3 protein-coding genes are annotated in these 23,364 nt (G+C 59.2%); all 3 read left to right on the top strand.

The features are described from left to right. The first annotated feature begins 514 nt into the window (after nucleotides 1-514). The 3 genes from SPTER_RS20780 to SPTER_RS20790 all read left to right on the top strand — a co-directional run bounded on the left by SPTER_RS20780 (nucleotide 515) and on the right by SPTER_RS20790 (nucleotide 23,315). Entirely contained in the window at nucleotides 515-20,239 is a 19,725-nt protein-coding gene (locus SPTER_RS20780) for a hypothetical protein (protein WP_211367354.1), read from the top strand. A 431-nt stretch (nucleotides 20,240-20,670) separates the two neighbouring features. After that, nucleotides 20,671-21,978 (top strand): collagen-like domain-containing protein, encoded by a 1,308-nt coding sequence (locus SPTER_RS20785; protein ID WP_144352149.1) that lies wholly within the window; start codon nucleotides 20,671-20,673, stop codon nucleotides 21,976-21,978. 236 nt (nucleotides 21,979-22,214) lie between these two features. After that, on the top strand, nucleotides 22,215-23,315 hold the full coding sequence (locus tag SPTER_RS20790) for a glycosyltransferase family 2 protein (RefSeq protein WP_144352150.1): 1,101 nt from the start codon (nucleotides 22,215-22,217) through the stop codon (nucleotides 23,313-23,315). The last annotated feature ends 49 nt before the right edge of the window (nucleotides 23,316-23,364 follow it).

A 23,364-nucleotide genomic window follows, 5' to 3' on the forward strand; every position in this document is an offset into this window, starting at 1 on the left:
ATCTGTAAGTTATGATACGTCAACTGGTGAAATAACCATAGCCAAAACAGGACGATATCTGATCAATTGGTGGATAGCCACCACTACAGGCGGAAGTACTACAGCAGCTTTTTCAATTGTAACATCTCAAGGTGATACCTTTCCCGGAGAAACACCATTAAAAAGCAATCAAATCGTTGGTTTCACAGTTATTCAGGTTGATACAGCACCTATAATAGTAAGATTAGTAAATCAATCAACAAGTTACGTAAATGTTCCGAATCAACTTAATGTTAAAGCAGCTTTAGTACTAGTTGAAGTACCTGATGAGGAGGGAGCTACTGGTGAAACAGGAGCTACGGGCACTACCGGTGTCACTGGAGCTATTGGTGAGACTGGCGCTACGGGCGTAACTGGGGCCATTGGTATAACAGGAGCTACCGGTGAAACCGGAGTCACTGGCGTAACCGGAGTTACAGGCGTAACCGGAGCTACTGGTGAAACCGGAGCTATCGGCATAACCGGCGCTACTGGTGTGACTGGAGCTACTGGGGAAACTGGTGCCACCGGTGTGACTGGATCCACTGGCGTAACCGGGGTTATCGGTGAAACAGGAAGCACCGGCGAAACCGGAGCCATCGGTGAAACCGGAGCCATCGGTGAAACCGGAGCCATCGGTGAAACCGGAGCCATCGGTGAAACCGGAGCCATCGGTGAAACCGGAGCCATCGGTGAAACCGGAGCCATCGGTGAAACCGGAGCCATCGGTGAAACCGGAGCCATCGGTGAAACCGGAGCCATCGGTGAAACCGGAGCCATCGGTGAAACCGGAGCCATCGGTGAAACCGGAGCCATCGGTGAAACCGGAGCCATCGGTGAAACCGGAGCCATCGGTGAAACCGGAGCCATCGGTGAAACCGGAGCCATCGGCGAAACTGGGTCTACGGGTGTAACCGGTGCCATCGGCGAAACCGGATCCACCGGTGAAACCGGCGCTACTGGCATAACTGGGGCTATCGGTGAAACTGGGGCCACTGGCGAGACTGGAGTAACCGGGGCTACCGGCGAAACCGGGGCTACTGGCGAGACTGGAGCTACTGGTGTAACCGGAGCTACTGGCGTAACCGGCGCCACCGGTGAAACCGGAAGCACTGGGGAAACTGGGGCTACTGGTATAACAGGAGCCACTGGAGAAATCGGGGCTACTGGAGAAACCGGAGCCACCGGCATAACCGGTGCCATCGGCGAAACTGGAGCTACTGGTACAACTGGAGCCACCGGTGAGACTGGAGCCACTGGCGAAACAGGCGCAATTGGTACAACTGGGGCTACTGGCGAAACCGGAGCTATCGGCGAAACAGGCGTTACTGGCGTGACTGGAGCTACTGGTGAAACCGGGGCCATCGGCGAAACCGGTGCTACTGGCGAAATCGGGGCTACTGGCGAAACTGGAGCCACCGGCGAAACCGGGGCTATCGGTGAAACCGGTGCTACTGGCATAACCGGCGCCACTGGTGTAACTGGGGCCACCGGTGAGACTGGGGCTACTGGCATAACTGGGGCTACCGGTGAAACGGGAGCCATCGGCATAACTGGAGCTACTGGCGAAACTGGTGCTACGGGTGAAACTGGTGCCACCGGTGAAACTGGTGCCACCGGTGAAACCGGAGCTACTGGCGTAACCGGTGCCATCGGCGAAACGGGAGCTACTGGTATAACTGGAGCCACTGGTGAAACCGGCGCTACTGGGGAAACCGGAGCCACTGGCATAACTGGAGCTACTGGTGAAATCGGCGAAACTGGGGTTACTGGTATAACCGGAGCAATTGGTGAAACAGGCGCTACTGGTGTAACTGGAGCCACTGGAGAAACCGGATCCACCGGCATAACTGGAGCTACTGGCATAACAGGAGCCATCGGCGAAACCGGCGCCACTGGGGAAACTGGAGCTACTGGGGAAACCGGGGCTACTGGCGTAACAGGTGCTACTGGCGTGACTGGAGCTACCGGTGAAACCGGGTCCATCGGCGAAACGGGGGCTACGGGTGAAACGGGAGCCATCGGGGAAACCGGAGCTACCGGTATAACCGGAGCCACTGGCATAACGGGAGCTACCGGCGAAACTGGGCCTATCGGTGAAACCGGCGCTACTGGTATAACTGGTGCTACTGGCATAACCGGCGCCACTGGTGAGACCGGAGCTACTGGGGAAACTGGGGCCACCGGCATAACCGGAGCTACCGGCGAAACCGGAGCTGTCGGTGAAACAGGCGCTACTGGCATCACTGGAGCTACTGGCGTAACCGGTGCTATCGGTGAAACAGGCGCTACTGGGGAAACTGGAGCCATTGGTGTAACTGGAGCCACTGGCGTGACTGGAGCTACGGGTGAAACCGGGGCCATCGGCGAAACGGGGGCTACTGGCGTAACGGGAGCTACCGGCGAAACTGGCGCTATCGGTGAAACCGGCGCTACTGGCGTAACAGGAGCTACTGGTGAAATTGGAGCTACCGGGGAGACCGGAGCCATTGGTGTAACGGGTGTCACTGGGGAAACTGGGGCTACCGGCGAAACTGGAGCTACTGGCATAACTGGGGCTACCGGCGAAACCGGATCTTCTGGTACAACTGGGGCTACCGGCGAAACCGGATCTTCTGGTACAACTGGGGCTACTGGCGAAACCGGCGAAACCGGGGCTACGGGTGTAACTGGGGCCACCGGTGAGACTGGGGCTACGGGTGTAACAGGAGCCACTGGCGAAACCGGTGCTATCGGTGAAACCGGCGCCACTGGTATAACTGGGGCCACTGGCGTGACTGGAGTAACCGGGACTACCGGCGAAACAGGAGCTACTGGCATAATCGGAGCTACCGGTGAAACGGGAGCCATCGGCGAAACTGGAGCTACTGGGGAAACTGGAGCCACCGGCGAAACCGGTGCTACTGGCGAAACTGGCGCTACTGGGGAAACCGGCGCTACTGGCGAAACAGGCGCCATCGGCGAAACTGGGGCCACTGGTATAACTGGGGCCACTGGTATAACTGGGGCCACTGGCGAAACAGGCGCCACCGGTGAAACCGGAGCTATCGGCATAACCGGCGCTACTGGCGAAACGGGAGCTACCGGTATAACTGGTGCTACTGGCGAAATCGGGGCTACTGGTGAAACTGGAGCCACCGGCGAAACTGGGGCTATCGGTGAAACCGGTGCTACGGGGGAAACCGGGGCTACGGGTATAACTGGTGTAACCGGAGCTATCGGCGAAACGGGAGCTACCGGCGAAACCGGTGCTACCGGCATAACAGGAGCCACTGGCGTAACCGGAGCTACTGGCATAACCGGAGCTACTGGTGTAACGGGGGCCACTGGCGAGACCGGGGCTACTGGCGAGACCGGTGCCACTGGTGTAACCGGGGCCACTGGGGAAACCGGCGCTATCGGTGAAACCGGCGCTACTGGTATAACCGGAGCTACCGGCATAACAGGAGCCACTGGCGTAACTGGAGCTACCGGTGAAACAGGTGCTATTGGGGAAACTGGGGCCACTGGTATAACTGGGGCTACGGGTGTAACCGGGGCCACTGGCGAAACCGGAGCCACTGGGGAAACCGGAGCTACTGGCATAACAGGAGCTACTGGGGAAACTGGCGTAACTGGATCTACTGGCATAACCGGCGCTACTGGCATAACCGGCGCTACTGGTATAACCGGCGCTACTGGTATAACCGGCGCTACCGGTATAACTGGTGCTACTGGGGAAATCGGGGCTATTGGTGAAACTGGAGCCACCGGCGAAACTGGGGCTATCGGTGAAACCGGTGCTACGGGGGAAACCGGGGCTACGGGTATAACTGGTGCAACCGGAGCTATCGGCGAAACGGGAGCTACCGGCGAAACGGGAGCTACCGGCGAAACTGGGGCCATCGGTGAAACCGGTGCTACTGGTGTAACAGGAGCCATCGGCGAAACTGGAGCTACGGGGGAAACTGGTGCTACTGGCGTAACGGGAGCCACCGGTGAGACTGGAGCCACTGGCGTAACCGGGGCTATCGGGGAAACAGGAGTCACCGGCGAAATCGGAGCTACTGGGGAAACCGGGGCCACTGGCATAACTGGAGCCATCGGCGAAACTGGGGCCACTGGTGTAACCGGTGCCACCGGGGAAACCGGAGCTACCGGCATAACCGGAGCTACTGGCGTAACCGGAGCTACTGGTGAGACTGGCGTAACTGGGGCTATCGGGGAAACCGGCGCTACTGGCGTAACGGGGGCTACTGGCGAAACAGGCGCTACTGGGGAAACCGGGGCTACTGGTATAACTGGTGCAACTGGAGCTATCGGCGAAACTGGAGCTACCGGCGAAACCGGTGCTACTGGTGTAACTGGAGCCACCGGCGAAACTGGAGCCATCGGCATAACCGGTGCTACTGGCGAGACTGGAGCCACTGGGGTAACCGGAGCTACTGGCGTAACGGGGGCTACTGGCGAAACCGGAGCCATCGGTGAAACCGGAGCTATCGGCATAACTGGAGCTACTGGCGTGACCGGTGCTATTGGCGAAACCGGTGCTACTGGCGTAACGGGGGCCACTGGCGAGACTGGAGCCATTGGCGAGACCGGGGCCACTGGCGAGACCGGGGCCACTGGCGAGACCGGGGCCACTGGCGAGACCGGGGCCACTGGCGAGACCGGGGCCACTGGCGAGACCGGGGCCACTGGCGAGACCGGGGCCACTGGCGAGACCGGGGCCACTGGCGAGACCGGGGCCACTGGCGAGACCGGGGCCACTGGCGAGACCGGGGCCACTGGCGAGACCGGGGCCACTGGCGAGACCGGGGCCACTGGCGTAACTGGAGCTATCGGTGAAACCGGCGCCACTGGTGTAACTGGTGCTACTGGCGAAACAGGCGCTACTGGGGAAACCGGGGCTACTGGCGAAACAGGCGCCATCGGCGAAACTGGGGCCACTGGTATAACTGGGGCCACTGGCGAAACAGGCGCCACCGGTGAAACCGGAGCTATCGGCATAACCGGCGCTACTGGCGAAACGGGAGCTACCGGTATAACTGGTGCTACTGGGGAAATCGGTGCTACTGGGGAAACTGGGGCCACCGGCGAAACTGGGCCTATCGGTGAAACCGGCGCTACTGGTATAACTGGTGCTACTGGCATAACCGGCGCCACTGGTGAGACCGGAGCTACTGGGGAAACTGGGGCCACCGGCATAACCGGAGCTACCGGCGAAACCGGAGCTGTCGGTGAAACAGGAGCTACTGGCATCACTGGAGCTACTGGCGTAACCGGTGCTATCGGTGAAACAGGCGCTACTGGTGCAACTGGAGCCACTGGCGTGATTGGAGCTACGGGTGAAACCGGGGCCATCGGCGAAACTGGAGCTACTGGCATAACTGGGGCTACCGGCGAAACCGGATCTTCTGGTACAACTGGGGCTACTGGCGAAACCGGGGCTACGGGTGAAACGGGAGCCACTGGGGAAACTGGGGCTACTGGTGTAACTGGGGCCACCGGTGAGACTGGGGCTACGGGTGTAACAGGAGCCACTGGCGAAACCGGTGCTATCGGTGAAACCGGCGCCACTGGTATAACTGGGGCCACTGGCGTGACTGGAGTAACCGGGACTACCGGCGAAACAGGAGCTACTGGCATAATCGGAGCTACCGGTGAAACGGGAGCCATCGGCGAAACTGGAGCTACTGGAGAAACCGGAGCCACCGGCATAACTGGTGCTACTGGCGTAACTGGCGCCATCGGCGAAACTGGGGCCACTGGTATAACTGGGGCCACTGGTATAACTGGAGCCACCGGTGAAACCGGAGCTATCGGCATAACCGGCGCTACTGGCGAAACGGGAGCTACCGGTATAACTGGTGCTACTGGCGAAATCGGGGCTACTGGTGAAACTGGAGCCACCGGCGAAACTGGGGCTATCGGTGAAACCGGTGCTACGGGGGAAACCGGGGCTACGGGTATAACTGGTGTAACCGGAGCTATCGGCGAAACGGGAGCTACCGGCGAAACTGGGGCTATCGGTGAAACCGGTGCTACCGGCATAACAGGAGCCACTGGCGTAACCGGAGCTACTGGCATAACCGGAGCTACTGGCGAAACCGGAGCCATCGGTGAAACGGGAGCCACCGGGGAAACCGGAGCTACTGGCATAACCGGAGCTACTGGCGTAACCGGAGCTACTGGTGAGACTGGCGTAACTGGGGCTATCGGGGAAACCGGCGCTACTGGCGTAACTGGAGCTACTGGTGTAACCGGGGCTACTGGTATAACTGGTGCAACTGGAGCTACTGGCGAGACTGGAGCCACTGGGGTAACCGGAGCTACTGGCGTAACGGGGGCTACTGGCGTAACCGGCGCCACCGGTGAAACCGGAGCCACCGGCATAACCGGTGCCATCGGCGAAACTGGAGCTACTGGTACAACTGGAGCCACTGGTGAAACCGGAGCTATCGGCATAACTGGAGCCACTGGCGTAACTGGAGCTATCGGTGAAACAGGCGCCACTGGTGTAACTGGTGCTACTGGCGAAACAGGCGCTACTGGGGAAACCGGGGCTACTGGCGAAACAGGCGCTACTGGGGAAACCGGGGCTACTGGCGAAACCGGGGCCATCGGCGAAACTGGGGCCACTGGTATAACTGGGGCCACTGGCGAAACAGGCGCCACCGGTGAAACCGGAGCTATCGGCATAACCGGCGCTACTGGCGAAACGGGAGCTACCGGTATAACTGGTGCTACTGGGGAAATCGGTGCTACTGGGGAAACTGGGGCCACCGGCGAAACTGGGCCTATCGGTGAAACCGGCGCTACTGGTATAACTGGTGCTACTGGCATAACCGGCGCCACTGGTGAGACCGGAGCTACTGGGGAAACTGGGGCCACCGGCATAACCGGAGCTACCGGCGAAACCGGAGCTGTCGGTGAAACAGGCGCTACTGGCATCACTGGAGCTACTGGCGTAACCGGTGCTATCGGTGAAACAGGCGCTACTGGTGCAACTGGAGCCACTGGCGTGATTGGAGCTACGGGTGAAACCGGGGCCATCGGCGAAACTGGAGCTACTGGCATAACTGGGGCTACCGGCGAAACCGGATCTTCTGGTACAACTGGGGCTACTGGCGAAACCGGGGCTACGGGTGAAACGGGAGCCACTGGGGAAACTGGGGCTACTGGTGTAACTGGGGCCACCGGTGAGACTGGGGCTACGGGTGTAACAGGAGCCACTGGCGAAACCGGTGCTATCGGTGAAACCGGCGCCACTGGTATAACTGGGGCCACTGGCGTGACTGGAGTAACCGGGACTACCGGCGAAACAGGAGCTACTGGCATAATCGGAGCTACCGGTGAAACGGGAGCCATCGGCGAAACTGGAGCTACTGGGGAAACTGGAGCTACTGGCATAACAGGAGCTACTGGGGAAACTGGCGTAACTGGATCTACTGGCATAACCGGCGCTACTGGCATAACCGGCGCTACTGGTATAACCGGCGCTACTGGTATAACCGGCGCTACCGGTATAACTGGTGCTACTGGGGAAATCGGGGCTATTGGTGAAACTGGAGCCACCGGCGAAACTGGGGCTATCGGTGAAACCGGTGCTACGGGGGAAACCGGGGCTACGGGTATAACTGGTGCAACCGGAGCTATCGGCGAAACGGGAGCTACCGGCGAAACGGGAGCTACCGGCGAAACTGGGGCCATCGGTGAAACCGGTGCTACTGGTGTAACAGGAGCCATCGGCGAAACTGGAGCTACGGGGGAAACTGGTGCTACTGGCGTAACGGGAGCCACCGGTGAGACTGGAGCCACTGGCGTAACCGGGGCTATCGGGGAAACAGGAGTCACCGGCGAAATCGGAGCTACTGGGGAAACCGGGGCCACTGGCATAACTGGAGCCATCGGCGAAACTGGGGCCACTGGTGTAACCGGTGCCACCGGGGAAACCGGAGCTACCGGCGAAACTGGAGCCATCGGCATAACCGGTGCTACTGGCGAGACTGGAGCCACTGGGGTAACCGGAGCTACTGGCGTAACGGGGGCTACTGGCGAAACCGGAGCCATCGGTGAAACCGGAGCTATCGGCATAACTGGAGCTACTGGCGTGACCGGTGCTATTGGCGAAACCGGTGCTACTGGCGTAACGGGGGCCACTGGCGAGACTGGAGCCATTGGCGAGACCGGGGCCACTGGCGAGACCGGGGCCACTGGCGAGACCGGGGCCACTGGCGAGACCGGGGCCACTGGCGAGACCGGGGCCACTGGCGAGACCGGGGCCACTGGCGAGACCGGGGCCACTGGCGAGACCGGGGCCACTGGCGAGACCGGGGCCACTGGCGAGACCGGGGCCACTGGCGAGACCGGGGCCACTGGCGAGACCGGGGCCACTGGCGAGACCGGGGCCACTGGCGAGACCGGGGCCACTGGCGAGACCGGGGCCACTGGCGAGACCGGGGCCACTGGCGAGACCGGGGCCACTGGCGAGACCGGGGCCACTGGCGAGACCGGGGCCACTGGCGAGACCGGGGCCACTGGCGAGACCGGGGCCACTGGCGAGACCGGGGCCACTGGCGAGACCGGGGCCACTGGCGAGACCGGGGCCACTGGCGAGACCGGGGCCACTGGCGAGACCGGGGCCACTGGCGAGACCGGGGCCACTGGCGAGACCGGGGCCACTGGCGAGACCGGGGCCACTGGCGAGACCGGGGCCACTGGCGAGACCGGGGCCACTGGCGAGACCGGGGCCACTGGCGAGACCGGGGCCACTGGCGAGACCGGGGCCACTGGCGAGACCGGGGCCACTGGCGAGACCGGGGCCACTGGCGAGACCGGGGCCACTGGCGAGACCGGGGCCACTGGCGAGACCGGGGCCACTGGCGAGACCGGGGCCACTGGCGTAACTGGAGCTATCGGTGAAACCGGCGCCACTGGTGTAACTGGTGCTACTGGCGAAACAGGCGCTACTGGGGAAACCGGGGCTACTGGCGAAACAGGCGCCATCGGCGAAACTGGGGCCACTGGTATAACTGGGGCCACTGGCGAAACAGGCGCCACCGGTGAAACCGGAGCTATCGGCATAACCGGCGCTACTGGCGAAACGGGAGCTACCGGTATAACTGGTGCTACTGGGGAAATCGGTGCTACTGGGGAAACTGGGGCCACCGGCGAAACTGGGCCTATCGGTGAAACCGGCGCTACTGGTATAACTGGTGCTACTGGCATAACCGGCGCCACTGGTGAGACCGGAGCTACTGGGGAAACTGGGGCCACCGGCATAACCGGAGCTACCGGCGAAACCGGAGCTGTCGGTGAAACAGGCGCTACTGGCATCACTGGAGCTACTGGCGTAACCGGTGCTATCGGTGAAACAGGCGCTACTGGTGCAACTGGAGCCACTGGCGTGATTGGAGCTACGGGTGAAACCGGGGCCATCGGCGAAACTGGAGCTACTGGCATAACTGGGGCTACCGGCGAAACCGGATCTTCTGGTACAACTGGGGCTACTGGCGAAACCGGCGAAACCGGGGCTACGGGTGTAACTGGGGCCACCGGTGAGACTGGGGCTACGGGTGTAACAGGAGCCACTGGCGAAACCGGTGCTATCGGTGAAACCGGCGCCACTGGTATAACTGGGGCCACTGGCGTGACTGGAGTAACCGGGACTACCGGCGAAACAGGAGCTACTGGCATAATCGGAGCTACCGGTGAAACGGGAGCCATCGGCGAAACTGGAGCTACTGGAGAAACAGGCGCCACCGGCATAACTGGTGCTACTGGCGTAACTGGCGCCATCGGCGAAACTGGGGCCACTGGTATAACTGGAGCCACCGGTGAAACCGGAGCTATCGGCATAACCGGCGCTACTGGCGAAACGGGAGCTACCGGTATAACTGGTGCTACTGGCGAAATCGGGGCTACTGGTGAAACTGGAGCCACCGGCGAAACTGGGGCTATCGGTGAAACCGGTGCTACGGGGGAAACCGGGGCTACGGGTATAACTGGTGTAACCGGAGCTATCGGCGAAACGGGAGCTACCGGCGAAACCGGTGCTACCGGCATAACCGGAGCTACTGGCGTAACCGGAGCTACTGGCGTAACCGGAGCTACTGGTGAGACTGGCGTAACTGGGGCTATCGGGGAAACCGGCGCTACTGGCGTAACGGGGGCTACTGGCGAAACAGGCGCTACTGGGGAAACCGGGGCTACTGGTATAACTGGTGCAACTGGAGCTATCGGCGAAACTGGAGCTACCGGCGAAACCGGTGCTACTGGTGTAACTGGAGCCACCGGCGAAACTGGAGCCATCGGCATAACCGGTGCTACTGGCGAGACTGGAGCCACTGGGGTAACCGGAGCTACTGGCGTAACGGGGGCTACTGGCGAAACCGGAGCCATCGGTGAAACCGGAGCTATCGGCATAACTGGAGCTACTGGCGTGACCGGTGCTATTGGCGAAACCGGTGCTACTGGCGTAACGGGGGCCACTGGCGAGACTGGAGCCATTGGCGAGACCGGGGCCACTGGCGAGACCGGGGCCACTGGCGAGACCGGGGCCACTGGCGAGACCGGGGCCACTGGCGAGACCGGGGCCACTGGCGAGACCGGGGCCACTGGCGAGACCGGGGCCACTGGCGAGACCGGGGCCACTGGCGAGACCGGGGCCACTGGCGAGACCGGGGCCACTGGCGAGACCGGGGCCACTGGCGAGACCGGGGCCACTGGCGAGACCGGGGCCACTGGCGAGACCGGGGCCACTGGCGAGACCGGGGCCACTGGCGTAACTGGAGCTATCGGTGAAACCGGCGCCACTGGTGTAACTGGTGCTACTGGCGAAACAGGCGCTACTGGGGAAACCGGGGCTACTGGCGAAACAGGCGCCATCGGCGAAACTGGGGCCACTGGTATAACTGGGGCCACTGGCGAAACAGGCGCCACCGGTGAAACCGGAGCTATCGGCATAACCGGCGCTACTGGCGAAACGGGAGCTACCGGTATAACTGGTGCTACTGGGGAAATCGGTGCTACTGGGGAAACTGGGGCCACCGGCGAAACTGGGCCTATCGGTGAAACCGGCGCTACTGGTATAACTGGTGCTACTGGCATAACCGGCGCCACTGGTGAGACCGGAGCTACTGGGGAAACTGGGGCCACCGGCATAACCGGAGCTACCGGCGAAACCGGAGCTGTCGGTGAAACAGGCGCTACTGGCATCACTGGAGCTACTGGCGTAACCGGTGCTATCGGTGAAACAGGCGCTACTGGGGAAACTGGAGCCATTGGTGTAACTGGAGCCACTGGCGTGACTGGAGCTACGGGTGAAACCGGGGCCATCGGCGAAACGGGGGCTACTGGCGTAACGGGAGCTACCGGCGAAACTGGCGCTATCGGTGAAACCGGCGCTACTGGCGTAACAGGAGCTACTGGTGAAATTGGAGCTACCGGGGAGACCGGAGCCATTGGTGTAACGGGTGTCACTGGGGAAACTGGGGCTACCGGCGAAACTGGAGCTACTGGCATAACTGGGGCTACCGGCGAAACCGGATCTTCTGGTACAACTGGGGCTACCGGCGAAACCGGATCTTCTGGTACAACTGGGGCTACTGGCGAAACCGGCGAAACCGGGGCTACGGGTGAAACGGGAGCCACTGGGGAAACTGGGGCTACTGGTGTAACTGGGGCCACCGGTGAGACTGGGGCTACGGGTGTAACAGGAGCCACTGGCGAAACCGGTGCTATCGGTGAAACCGGCGCCACTGGTATAACTGGGGCCACTGGCGTGACTGGAGTAACCGGGACTACCGGCGAAACAGGAGCTACTGGCATAATCGGAGCTACCGGTGAAACGGGAGCCATCGGCGAAACTGGAGCTACTGGAGAAACCGGAGCCACCGGCATAACTGGTGCTACTGGCGAAACAGGCGCCATCGGCGAAACTGGGGCCACTGGTATAACTGGGGCCACTGGTATAACTGGAGCCACCGGTGAAACCGGAGCTATCGGCATAACCGGCGCTACTGGCGAAATCGGGGCCACTGGCATAACTGGAGCCATCGGCGAAACTGGGGCCACTGGTGTAACCGGTGCCACCGGGGAAACCGGAGCTACGGGCATAACCGGCGCTACCGGCATAACAGGAGCCACTGGCGTAACCGGAGCTACTGGCATAACCGGAGCCATCGGTGAGACTGGAGCCACCGGGGAAACCGGAGCTACTGGCGTAACCGGCGCTATCGGTGAAACGGGAGCCACCGGGGAAACCGGAGCTACTGGCGTAACTGGAGCTACTGGTGTAACCGGGGCTACTGGCGTAACTGGAGCTACTGGTGTAACCGGGGCTACTGGCGTAACTGGAGCCACCGGCGAAACTGGGGCTGTCGGTGAAACGGGTGCTACTGGCATGACCGGAGCTACTGGGGAAACCGGGGCTACTGGGGAAACCGGGGCTACTGGCGTAACGGGGGCTACTGGCGTAACCGGCGCCACCGGTGAAACCGGGGCTACTGGAGAAACCGGAGCCACCGGCATAACCGGTGCCATCGGCGAAACTGGAGCTACTGGTACAACTGGAGCCACTGGTGAAACCGGAGCTATCGGCATAACTGGAGCTACTGGCGTGACCGGAGCTATTGGTGAAACCGGCGCTACTGGCGTAACGGGGGCCACTGGCGAGACTGGAGCCATTGGCGAGACCGGGGCCACTGGCGAGACTGGAGCTACTGGCGAGACTGGAGCTACTGGCGAGACCGGCGCTACTGGCCAGACTGGAGCCATTGGCGAGACTGGAGCTACTGGTACAACTGGAGCCACTGGCGAAACCGGAGCCATCGGTGAAACCGGAGCTATCGGCATAACTGGAGCTACTGGCGTAACCGGAGCTATTGGCGAAACCGGCGCTACTGGCGTAACGGGGGCCACTGGCGAGACTGGAGCCATTGGCGAGACCGGGGCCACTGGCGAGACCGGGGCCACTGGCGAGACCGGGGCCACTGGTGTAACCGGGGCTATCGGTGAAACCGGCGCTACTGGTATAACCGGAGCTACCGGCATAACAGGAGCCACTGGCGTAACTGGAGCTACCGGTGAAACAGGTGCTATTGGGGAAACTGGGGCTACTGGTATAACTGGGGCTACGGGTGTAACCGGGGCCACTGGCGAAACTGGAGCCACCGGCATAACTGGGGCTATCGGCGAAACCGGCGCCACTGGTATAACTGGAGCTACTGGCGAAATCGGGGCTACTGGCGAAACGGGAGCCACCGGCGAAACCGGGGCTACTGGCATAACCGGAACCACCGGGGAAACCGGAACTACTGGCGTAACCGGTGCCACCGGCGAAACGGGAGCTACTGGTTTAACCGGGGCTATCGGCGAAACTGGGGCTACTGGCATAACTGGGGCCACCGGTGAGACTGGAGCTACTGGCGAAACCGGCGCTATCGGTGAAACCGGCACCACTGGCATAACTGGGGCTATCGGTGAAACCGGTGCCACTGGCGAAACGGGAGCCACCGGTGAAACCGGAGTTATCGGTATAACAGGAGCTACTGGTATAACTGGTGCTGCCGGCGAAACCGGGGCTACTGGTGAAACTGGGGCTACCGGTGAAACGGGAGCCATCGGCGAAACTGGTGCTACTGGTACAACTGGCGCCACTGGCGCTATCGGTGAAACAGGCGCTACTGGCATAACCGGCGCTACCGGTGAAACTGGAGCTACCGGCGAGACCGGTGCCACCGGCATAACCGGGGCCACTGGCGTAATTGGGGCTACTGGCGAAACGGGCGCTACCGGCATAACCGGATCTACTGGGGAAACCGGCACTACTGGCGTGACCGGAGCTACTGGTGAAACCGGGGCCACTGGTATAACCGGAGCTATTGGCGTAACTGGAGCTATCGGTGAAACCGGCGCCACTGGTATAACTGGGGCTACTGGCGAAACGGGAGCCACCGGCGAAACCGGGTCCACAGGTGAAACCGGGGCCATTGGTGAAACCGGGGCCACTGGCGAAACGGGAGCTACGGGTGTAACCGGAGCTACCGGTGAAACGGGAGCCATCGGCGAAACGGGAGCTACGGGTGAAACTGGAGCTACTGGCGTAACGGGAGCCACCGGTGAGACTGGAGCCACTGGCGTAACCGGGGCTATCGGTGAAACAGGAGTCACCGGCGAAATCGGAGCTACTGGGGAAACCGGGGCCACTGGCATAACTGGAGCCATCGGCGAAACCGGAGCTACTGGCGAAACTGGGGCCACTGGTGTAACCGGGGCCACCGGGGAAACCGGAGCTACGGGCATAACCGGAGCTACCGGCGAAACCGGCGCTACCGGCATAACAGGAGCCACTGGCGTAACTGGAGCTACCGGGGAAACAGGTGCTATTGGGGAAACCGGGGCCACTGGTATAACTGGTGCTACGGGTGTAACCGGGGCCACTGGCGAAACCGGGGCCACTGGCGAAACCGGAGCTACTGGCATAACCGGCGCTACTGGTGTAACCGGTGCTATCGGCGAAACTGGGGCCACTGGTGCAACCGGGGCTACCGGTGAAACTGGAGCTACCGGTGAAGCTGGAGCTATCGGTGAAACCGGCGCTACGGGAGAAACCGGAGCTACTGGTATAACTGGGGCTACCGGTGAAACTGGAGCCATCGGCGAAACTGGCGCTACCGGTATAACTGGAGCTACGGGCGTAACCGGTGCTACAGGTGTAACCGGTGCCACTGGGGAAACTGGCGCCATTGGTGTAACTGGTGCTACTGGCGAAACTGGAGCCACTGGGGAAACCGGGGCTACTGGTGTAACTGGCGCCACTGGAGAAACCGGCGCTATTGGTACAACTGGGGCTACTGGCGTAACCGGTGCCATCGGTGAAACCGGAGCTACTGGTGTAACTGGAGCCACCGGAGAAACCGGAGCCACCGGCATAACTGGAGCTACTGGCGTAACCGGCGCCACTGGGGAGACCGGAGCTACTGGAGAAATGGGTGTCACCGGAGCCACCGGCGAGACTGGTGCTACTGGGGAAACTGGAGCTACTGGCGAAACCGGAGCTACGGGGGAAACTGGGGCTACCGGCGAAACCGGAGCTACTGGCATAACTGGGGCTACCGGTGAAACGGGAGCCATCGGCGTAACTGGGGCTACTGGTGTAACTGGCGCTACTGGCGAAACTGGAGCTATCGGTGAAACCGGCGCCACTGGTATAACTGGTGCTACTGGCGAGACCGGGGCTACTGGCATAACCGGCGCCGTCGGCGAAACTGGGGCCACTGGTATAACTGGTGCCACCGGTGAGACTGGAGCCACTGGCGAAACCGGGGCCATCGGTGAAACCGGAGCTACGGGGGAAACCGGGGCTACGGGTATAACTGGTGCAACCGGAGCTATCGGCGAAACGGGAGCTACCGGCGAAACCGGTGCTACTGGTGTAACAGGAGCCACTGGTGTAACTGGGGCCACCGGCGAAACCGGGGCCATTGGTGTAACCGGGGCCACTGGCGAAACGGGCGCTACGGGTGTAACCGGTGCTACCGGCATAACCGGCGCTACGGGTGAGACTGGAGCCACTGGCGAAACCGGAGCTATTGGTACAACTGGAGCCACCGGCGAAACCGGCGCTATCGGCATAACCGGAGCCACTGGGGAAACTGGGGCTACTGGTGTAACCGGAGCCATTGGCGTAACTGGCGCTACTGGTACAACTGGAGCCACCGGCGTAACTGGCGCTACTGGTGTAACCGGTGCTATCGGCGAAACCGGCGCTACGGGGGCCACTGGTGCAACCGGGGCTACCGGTGAAGCTGGAGCTATCGGTGAAACCGGCGCTACGGGAGAAACCGGAGCTACTGGTATAACTGGGGCTACCGGTGAAACTGGAGCCATCGGCGAAACTGGCGCTACCGGCGAAACCGGCGCTATCGGTGAAACCGGCGATACTGGTATAACCGGAGCCACTGGGGAAACCGGCGCTACCGGCATAACAGGAGCCACTGGCGTAACTGGAGCTACCGGGGAAACCGGGGCCACTGGTATAACTGGGGCTACTGGTATAACTGGGGCTACGGGTGTAACTGGGGCTACGGGTGTAACCGGGGCCACTGGCGAAACTGGAGCCACCGGCATAACTGGGGCTATCGGCGAAACGGGCGCCACTGGTATAACTGGAGCTACTGGCGAAATCGGCGTTACTGGTGAAACTGGATCTACTGGGGAAACCGGGGCCATCGGCGAAACCGGGGCTACGGGTGTAACCGGGGCCACTGGTGTAACTGGAGCCACTGGCGTAACTGGAGCTACCGGGGAAACCGGGGCCACTGGTATAACTGGGGCTACTGGTATAACTGGGGCTACGGGTGTAACTGGGGCTACGGGTGTAACCGGGGCCACTGGCGAAACTGGAGCCACCGGCATAACTGGGGCTATCGGCGAAACGGGCGCCACTGGTATAACTGGAGCTACTGGCGAAATCGGCGTTACTGGTGAAACTGGATCTACTGGGGAAACCGGGGCCATCGGCGAAACCGGGGCTACGGGTGTAACCGGGGCCACTGGTGTAACTGGGGCCACCGGCGAAACCGGGGCCATTGGTGTAACCGGGGCCACTGGCGAAACGGGAGCTACGGGTGTAACCGGTGCTACCGGCATAACCGGCGCTACGGGTGAGACTGGAGCCACCGGCGAAACCGGCGCTACGGGCGTAACCGGTGCCATCGGCGAAACGGGAGCTACGGGTGAAACTGGAGCTACTGGCGTAACGGGAGCCACTGGGGAAACCGGGGAAACTGGCGTAACTGGAGCTACGGGGGAAACCGGAGCTACGGGCGTAACCGGTGCTACCGGGGAGACTGGAGCTATCGGTGAAACCGGCGCTACTGGTGTAACTGGAGCCGCTGGCGAAACGGGGGCTACCGGGGAAACCGGAGCTACCGGCATAACCGGAGCTACTGGCGAGACTGGAACTACTGGTGTAACCGGAGCCACTGGCGAAACAGGCGCTACTGGTACAACTGGGGCTACTGGCGAAACCGGGGCCATTGGCGAAACCGGAGCTATCGGTGAAACCGGAGCTACTGGCGTAACCGGTGCTACCGGCGTGACTGGAGCTATGGGTGAAACCGGCGCTACTGGTGTAACTGGAGCCACTGGCGAGACTGGAGTAACCGGTGAAACCGGCGCTACTGGCGTAACCGGCGCCACTGGGGAGACCGGAGCTACTGGAGAAACGGGTGTAACCGGAGCCACCGGCGAGACTGGTGCTACTGGGGAAACTGGAGCTACTGGCGAAACCGGAGCTACGGGGGAAACTGGGGCTACCGGCGAAACCGGAGCTACTGGCATAACTGGGGCTACCGGGGAAACGGGAGCTACCGGCGAAACGGGAGCCACCGGGGAAACCGGCGCTATCGGCATAACCGGCGCTACTGGTGTGACCGGTGCCATCGGCGAAACCGGAGCCATTGGGGAGACCGGAGCTACCGGCATAACTGGAGCTACGGGTGAAACCGGGGCCACTGGGGCTACTGGCGCCACTGGTGTAACCGGGGCTATCGGTGAAACCGGCGCTACTGGGGAAACTGGAGCCATCGGCGTAACAGGTGCTGCTGGCATAACTGGGGCCACTGGCATAACTGGGACTACCGGTGAAACCGGGACCACTGGCGAGACTGGCGCTACTGGTGTAACTGGAGCCATCGGCGAAACGGGAGCTACTGGCATAACAGGAGCCATCGGTGAAACCGGTGCTACTGGTGTAACTGGGGCCACTGGCGAAACAGGCGCTATCGGTGAAACCGGAGCTACTGGTATAACTGGGGCCACTGGCGAAACAGGCGCTACTGGTCCAACTGGGGCTACTGGTGTAACCGGGGCCACCGGTGAAACCGGAGCTACTGGCGTAACCGGAGCTACTGGAGAAACCGGCGCTACCGGCGTAACAGGAGCTACGGGTGAAATTGGCGCTACTGGGGAAACCGGAGCTACCGGCATAACTGGAGCTACTGGTTTAACCGGTGCTACTGGTGTAACAGGAGCTATCGGTGTAACGGGTGCCACTGGCGAAACCGGGGCTACTGGCGATACTGGAGCCACCGGCGTAACCGGGGCCACTGGTGAGGCCGGAGCCACCGGAGAAACCGGGGCCACTGGTGAGGCCGGAGCCACCGGAGAAACCGGGGCTACTGGTGAGGCCGGAGCCACCGGAGAAACCGGCGCTACTGGTGTAACTGGGGCCGCTGGAGAAACTGGGGCTACTGGTGTAACCGGTGCCATCGGCGAAACCGGAGCCACCGGTGAAACCGGCGCCACTGGTATAACTGGCGCCACCGGTGAGACTGGGGCTACTGGTGTAACAGGAGCCACTGGCGAAACAGGCGCTATCGGCGAAACCGGGGCTACTGGGGAAACCGGTGCTATCGGTGAAACCGGCGCCACTGGTATAACTGGGGCAACCGGTGAGACTGGAGCTACGGGGGAAACCGGCGCTACTGGTATAACTGGGGCTACGGGTATAACCGGAGCCACCGGCGAGACCGGTGCTACTGGCATAACTGGGGCTACGGGTGAAATTGGAGCTACTGGGGAGACCGGAGCCACTGGTGTAACGGGTGTCACTGGCGAAACTGGGGCTACGGGCGAAACTGGAGCTACGGGCATAACTGGGGCTACCGGTGAAACAGGTGCCATCGGCGAAACTGGGGCTACTGGTGTAACCGGTGCCATCGGCGAAACCGGAGCTACTGGTACAACTGGAGCCACTGGCGAAATTGGAGCTACGGGTGTAACTGGCGCTACTGGGGAAACCGGCACCACTGGTATAACTGGGGCAACCGGCGAAACGGGAGCTACTGGCATAACTGGGGCTATCGGTGAAACTGGGGCCACTGGCGTGACTGGAGCTACGGGGGAAACCGGGGCTACTGGTATAACTGGGGCCACCGGAACCATCGGCGAAACGGGAGTTACCGGTATAACTGGGGCTACTGGGGAAACTGGCGCTACTGGAGCTACTGGTGTAACCGGGGCTACGGGAGAAACTGGAGCTACTGGCATAACTGGAGCTACGGGCGAGACCGGAGCCATTGGGGAAACTGGTGCTGGCGGCGTAACCGGAGCCACTGGCGTAACCGGAGCTACCGGCGAAACTGGGGCTACTGGTACAACTGGCGCTATCGGTGAAACAGGCGCTACTGGCATAACCGGCGCTACCGGTGAAACTGGAGCCACCGGTGAGACCGGTGCGACCGGCATAACCGGGGCCACCGGTGAGACTGGAACTACCGGCATAACCGGAGCCACTGGCGTAACCGGAGCCACTGGCGTAACCGGGGCTATCGGTGAAACTGGAGCTATCGGCGAAACCGGGACTATCGGTGAAACCGGAGCTATCGGCGAAACCGGGACTATCGGTGAAACCGGCGCTGTCGGTGAAACCGGCGCTGTCGGTGAAACCGGCGCTATCGGTGAAACCGGCGCTGTCGGTGAAACCGGCGCTGTCGGTGAAACCGGCGCTGTCGGTGAAACCGGCGCTGTCGGTGAAACCGGCGCTGTCGGTGAAACCGGCGCTACCGGTGAAACCGGGGCCACTGGCGTAACCGGGGCCACTGGCGTAACCGGGGCCACTGGCGTAACCGGGGCCACTGGCGTAACCGGGGCCACTGGCGTAACCGGGGCCACTGGCGTAACTGGGGCCACTGGTGTAACTGGGGCCACTGGTGTAACTGGGGCCACTGGTGTAACTGGGGCCACTGGTGTAACTGGGGCCACTGGTGTAACTGGGGCCACTGGTGTAACTGGGGCCACTGGTGTAACTGGGGCCACTGGCGCTAATCTCACCGCGACCTCAGGATTTGCCGTCAATACTACCGGGGCAGGTATCAATGTAATTCTACTCGGTACTTTAGTCTCACTGCCCACCCAGAATTTGTCGGCCGGTATCACAGCAAGTGGTGGTAACACAATCTTCACAGTCGCGCCTGCAGGCAGATATTATATTGCCTATCAACTTAATTTCACTTCTTCTTTGCTACTAGGATCCCGGTTAATAATCAACGGTAGTGCCAACACGGCTTCAACAATAACTCCTACTCTTTCTTCTTTATCGCGCAATAATGAAATTATCGTAACTCTAACAGCAAATTCTACCATCAGCCTTCAGTTATATGGACTCCTTGGCACTGCTACCTTAATAAACGGCGGTGCAGGAGCCGGATTAACAATTATACGTGTAAGCTAGATTCCGCTAAAGATATCACGTTGTGTAGGCATACGAAGTATTCCCCAACGTGATATCTTTTTTTCTACTTTAAAAGTATTTTAATCTATTTACCCATGGTCACTATTCGCAATTGCAGTTTCAATTACTAAACAGCCGCTAAAAGTAGTGGAATAAAGTATCACTCACTATGATATAAACTGTCACCACGCAATAGATAGGTCTTCATACTCAGCAAAGGCCTCCCCCACTAGGAATAAATTTTCAAGAATATTAAGGCATTCAGATTATGGCTTAGGGTTTTAATAAACTTGTGATAAATTAATCATTACCTCGAAATACAAATTTTTAAAAAAGCAAATTCAAGTCAATGCAGTTAACCTTTATCATTCTTTATCATATTATGTATTATGTAACTCATCCTAATAATACCAAAGGAGGGGAAAACGAATATGTCAAAAAATATTAATCCAGACTCATCTGATATCTCGCGCCATGGTCACTGGCATTATAATACTCCCTGCGATCACCATTCACCTAAACATTGTGGAGCTTGCGTGCCTTGTGTACCTACTGGAGTTACTGGAATTACTGGAATTACTGGGCCTACCGGTCCCACAGGTGTAACTGGAGCTACTGGTGACCCTGGGGTTACTGGACTTACCGGGGCTACTGGCGCTACCGGTACTACCGGCGCTACCGGAACTACCGGCGCTACCGGTACTACCGGCGCTACCGGAACTACCGGCGCTACCGGTACTACCGGCGCTACCGGAACTACCGGCGCTACCGGTGCTACTGGTACTACCGGAGCTACTGGGGCTACTAGCGCTACCGGGGCTACTGGTCCTACTGGCGCTACTGGGACTACTGGCGCTACCGGCCCTACCGGCGCTACTGGTGATGCCGGCGCTATTGGCGCTACCGGGGCTACTGGTCCTACTGGCGCTACTGGTGATGCCGGCGCTATTGGCGCTACCGGGGCTACTGGTCCTACTGGCGCTACTGGTGATGCCGGCGCTATTGGCGCTACCGGGGCTACTGGTCCTACTGGCGCTACTGGCCCTACCGGCGCTACTGGGACTACTGGCGCTATTGGCGCTACCGGGGCTACCGGTTCTACTGGCGCTACTGGCGCTACCGGCGCTATTGGCGCTACCGGCCCTACCGGCGCTACTGGCGCTACCGGCCCTACCGGCGTTACTGGGACTACTGGCGCTATTGGCGCTACCGGCCCTACCGGCGCTACTGGTGATACCGGCGCTATTGGCGCTACCGGCGCTACTGGTGATACCGGCGCTATTGGCGCTACTGGTGATACTGGCCCTACCGGTGCTACCGGCGCAGCAACCGCATTATCGGGACTTGAAGTCCAATTACAAGATCCAGCGGCTACAACTATTGCGGATGATGCTCCTATCATATTTGACACAATAGTAAATGACCTATCTTTAGACATTGCCTATGACCTGCTCGGCACAATAACTATCACAGCGCCTGGAGTATATTATATTAGTTGGTGGATCGCAACAGACGGAACAGACGGACCAGGGACTGTAACATTCTCCATAGTTACTTCCGCACCACAAACAATAGGCGCTTCAAGCCAAATGACACAAGGACAAATAACCGGAACTGCTTTAATTTCAGTTATAGCAGCCCCATTAACTCTGCAACTTATAAACAACACTGGCGGTACGGTAGGGTTTGCTGCAACGCCCTTTAAAGCAGATCTAACAATCATTAATGTAACATTTTAATTTTTAAACACACTATGAAGTTTGCCCTGCATAGTTTAAACGCGGAGGAAACGGTTGGCTACAATAAGGCACTCAATTGCAAAGACTTTTAGATGATACATTCTCTTGCTAGATTAACTAAAATTAAAACAAAATGAGATGGGTTCTAACCATATGGTAGGAACCCATCTCTCATATTAACAAATATTAACTTACTGAATAAGCTATTAAATATATATAGCTTCAGGAGGTATAATATGGAGATTGATAGAAACCAACAATCATCAATAACTATTAGTCTGTGCATGATTGTCAAAAATGAAGAGCAGACAATTGGGCGCTGCTTGAGTTCAGTACAAAGCCTTGTCGATGAAATCATAATAGTAGATACCGGTTCTACCGATAAAACTAAAGAAATCGCAAGTAAGTTTACAGACAAGATTTACGAATTTGAGTGGATTAATGATTTTGCTGCAGCCCGTAACTACGCCTTCAGACGGGCAACACTGGAATATATTTTATGGTTAGACGCTGATGATATCGTCTTGCCGGCAGACCGTGAAGCCTTACATAGTGTAAAAAGTACACTAAATCCCGACATTGATGTTATTAGTATGCCATATAATCTGGCTTTTAACGAGCACGGAAGGGTAGCCACTCAGATTCGGCGAAATCGCATTATTAAACGGCAAAAAAATTTTCAATGGCTTGGAGCAGTTCACGAATATCTGGAGGTATGGGGAAACAGACTTAGTATTGATGCAGCCGTTACCCATTTACCACTAAGTCATGATGACGGCAGAAATTTGTACATATATGAGCAGCGTCAGTTAAAAGGAGAACAATTTTCACCTCGTGATTTATATTATTTCGCTAATGAATTAAAGGATCACCAACTATATTATCGCGCAATTGAGCATTACCAAAAATTTCTCGATACTAAACAAGGATGGATTGAGGATAATATTGGTGCCTGTAGTAAATTGGCTGATTGTTTCTCTAATCTTAATGATGTTGAAAATCATCTCAAATATATATACATGTCTTTTCAATATGCTGCACCAAGGGCGGATTTCTGTTGCCGGCTTGGCCATTACCACCTTCATAGCAACCAAATGGAGCAAGCTATATTCTGGTATAAGCTAGCTACAGAATTAGAAACTCCTGGTGAATCATGGGGATTACTTAATCTACAATGTCAAACTTGGCTGCCTCATATTCAATTATGCGTATGCTACTCACGTATTGGACAATATCATCTTGCATATGAACATAATGAAATGGCTGCAACATACATTCCGTCAGATACCAGAATTGAATTGAACCGCAATTACTTACGGAGTATGATGGATATTTAAGTAGACGCCGAAAAAAGGCTGCCATCCTATAGATGACAGCCTCTTAGCT

This window comes from Sporomusa termitida, from assembly GCF_007641255.1.
GTDB lineage: Bacteria > Bacillota > Negativicutes > Sporomusales > Sporomusaceae > Sporomusa > Sporomusa termitida.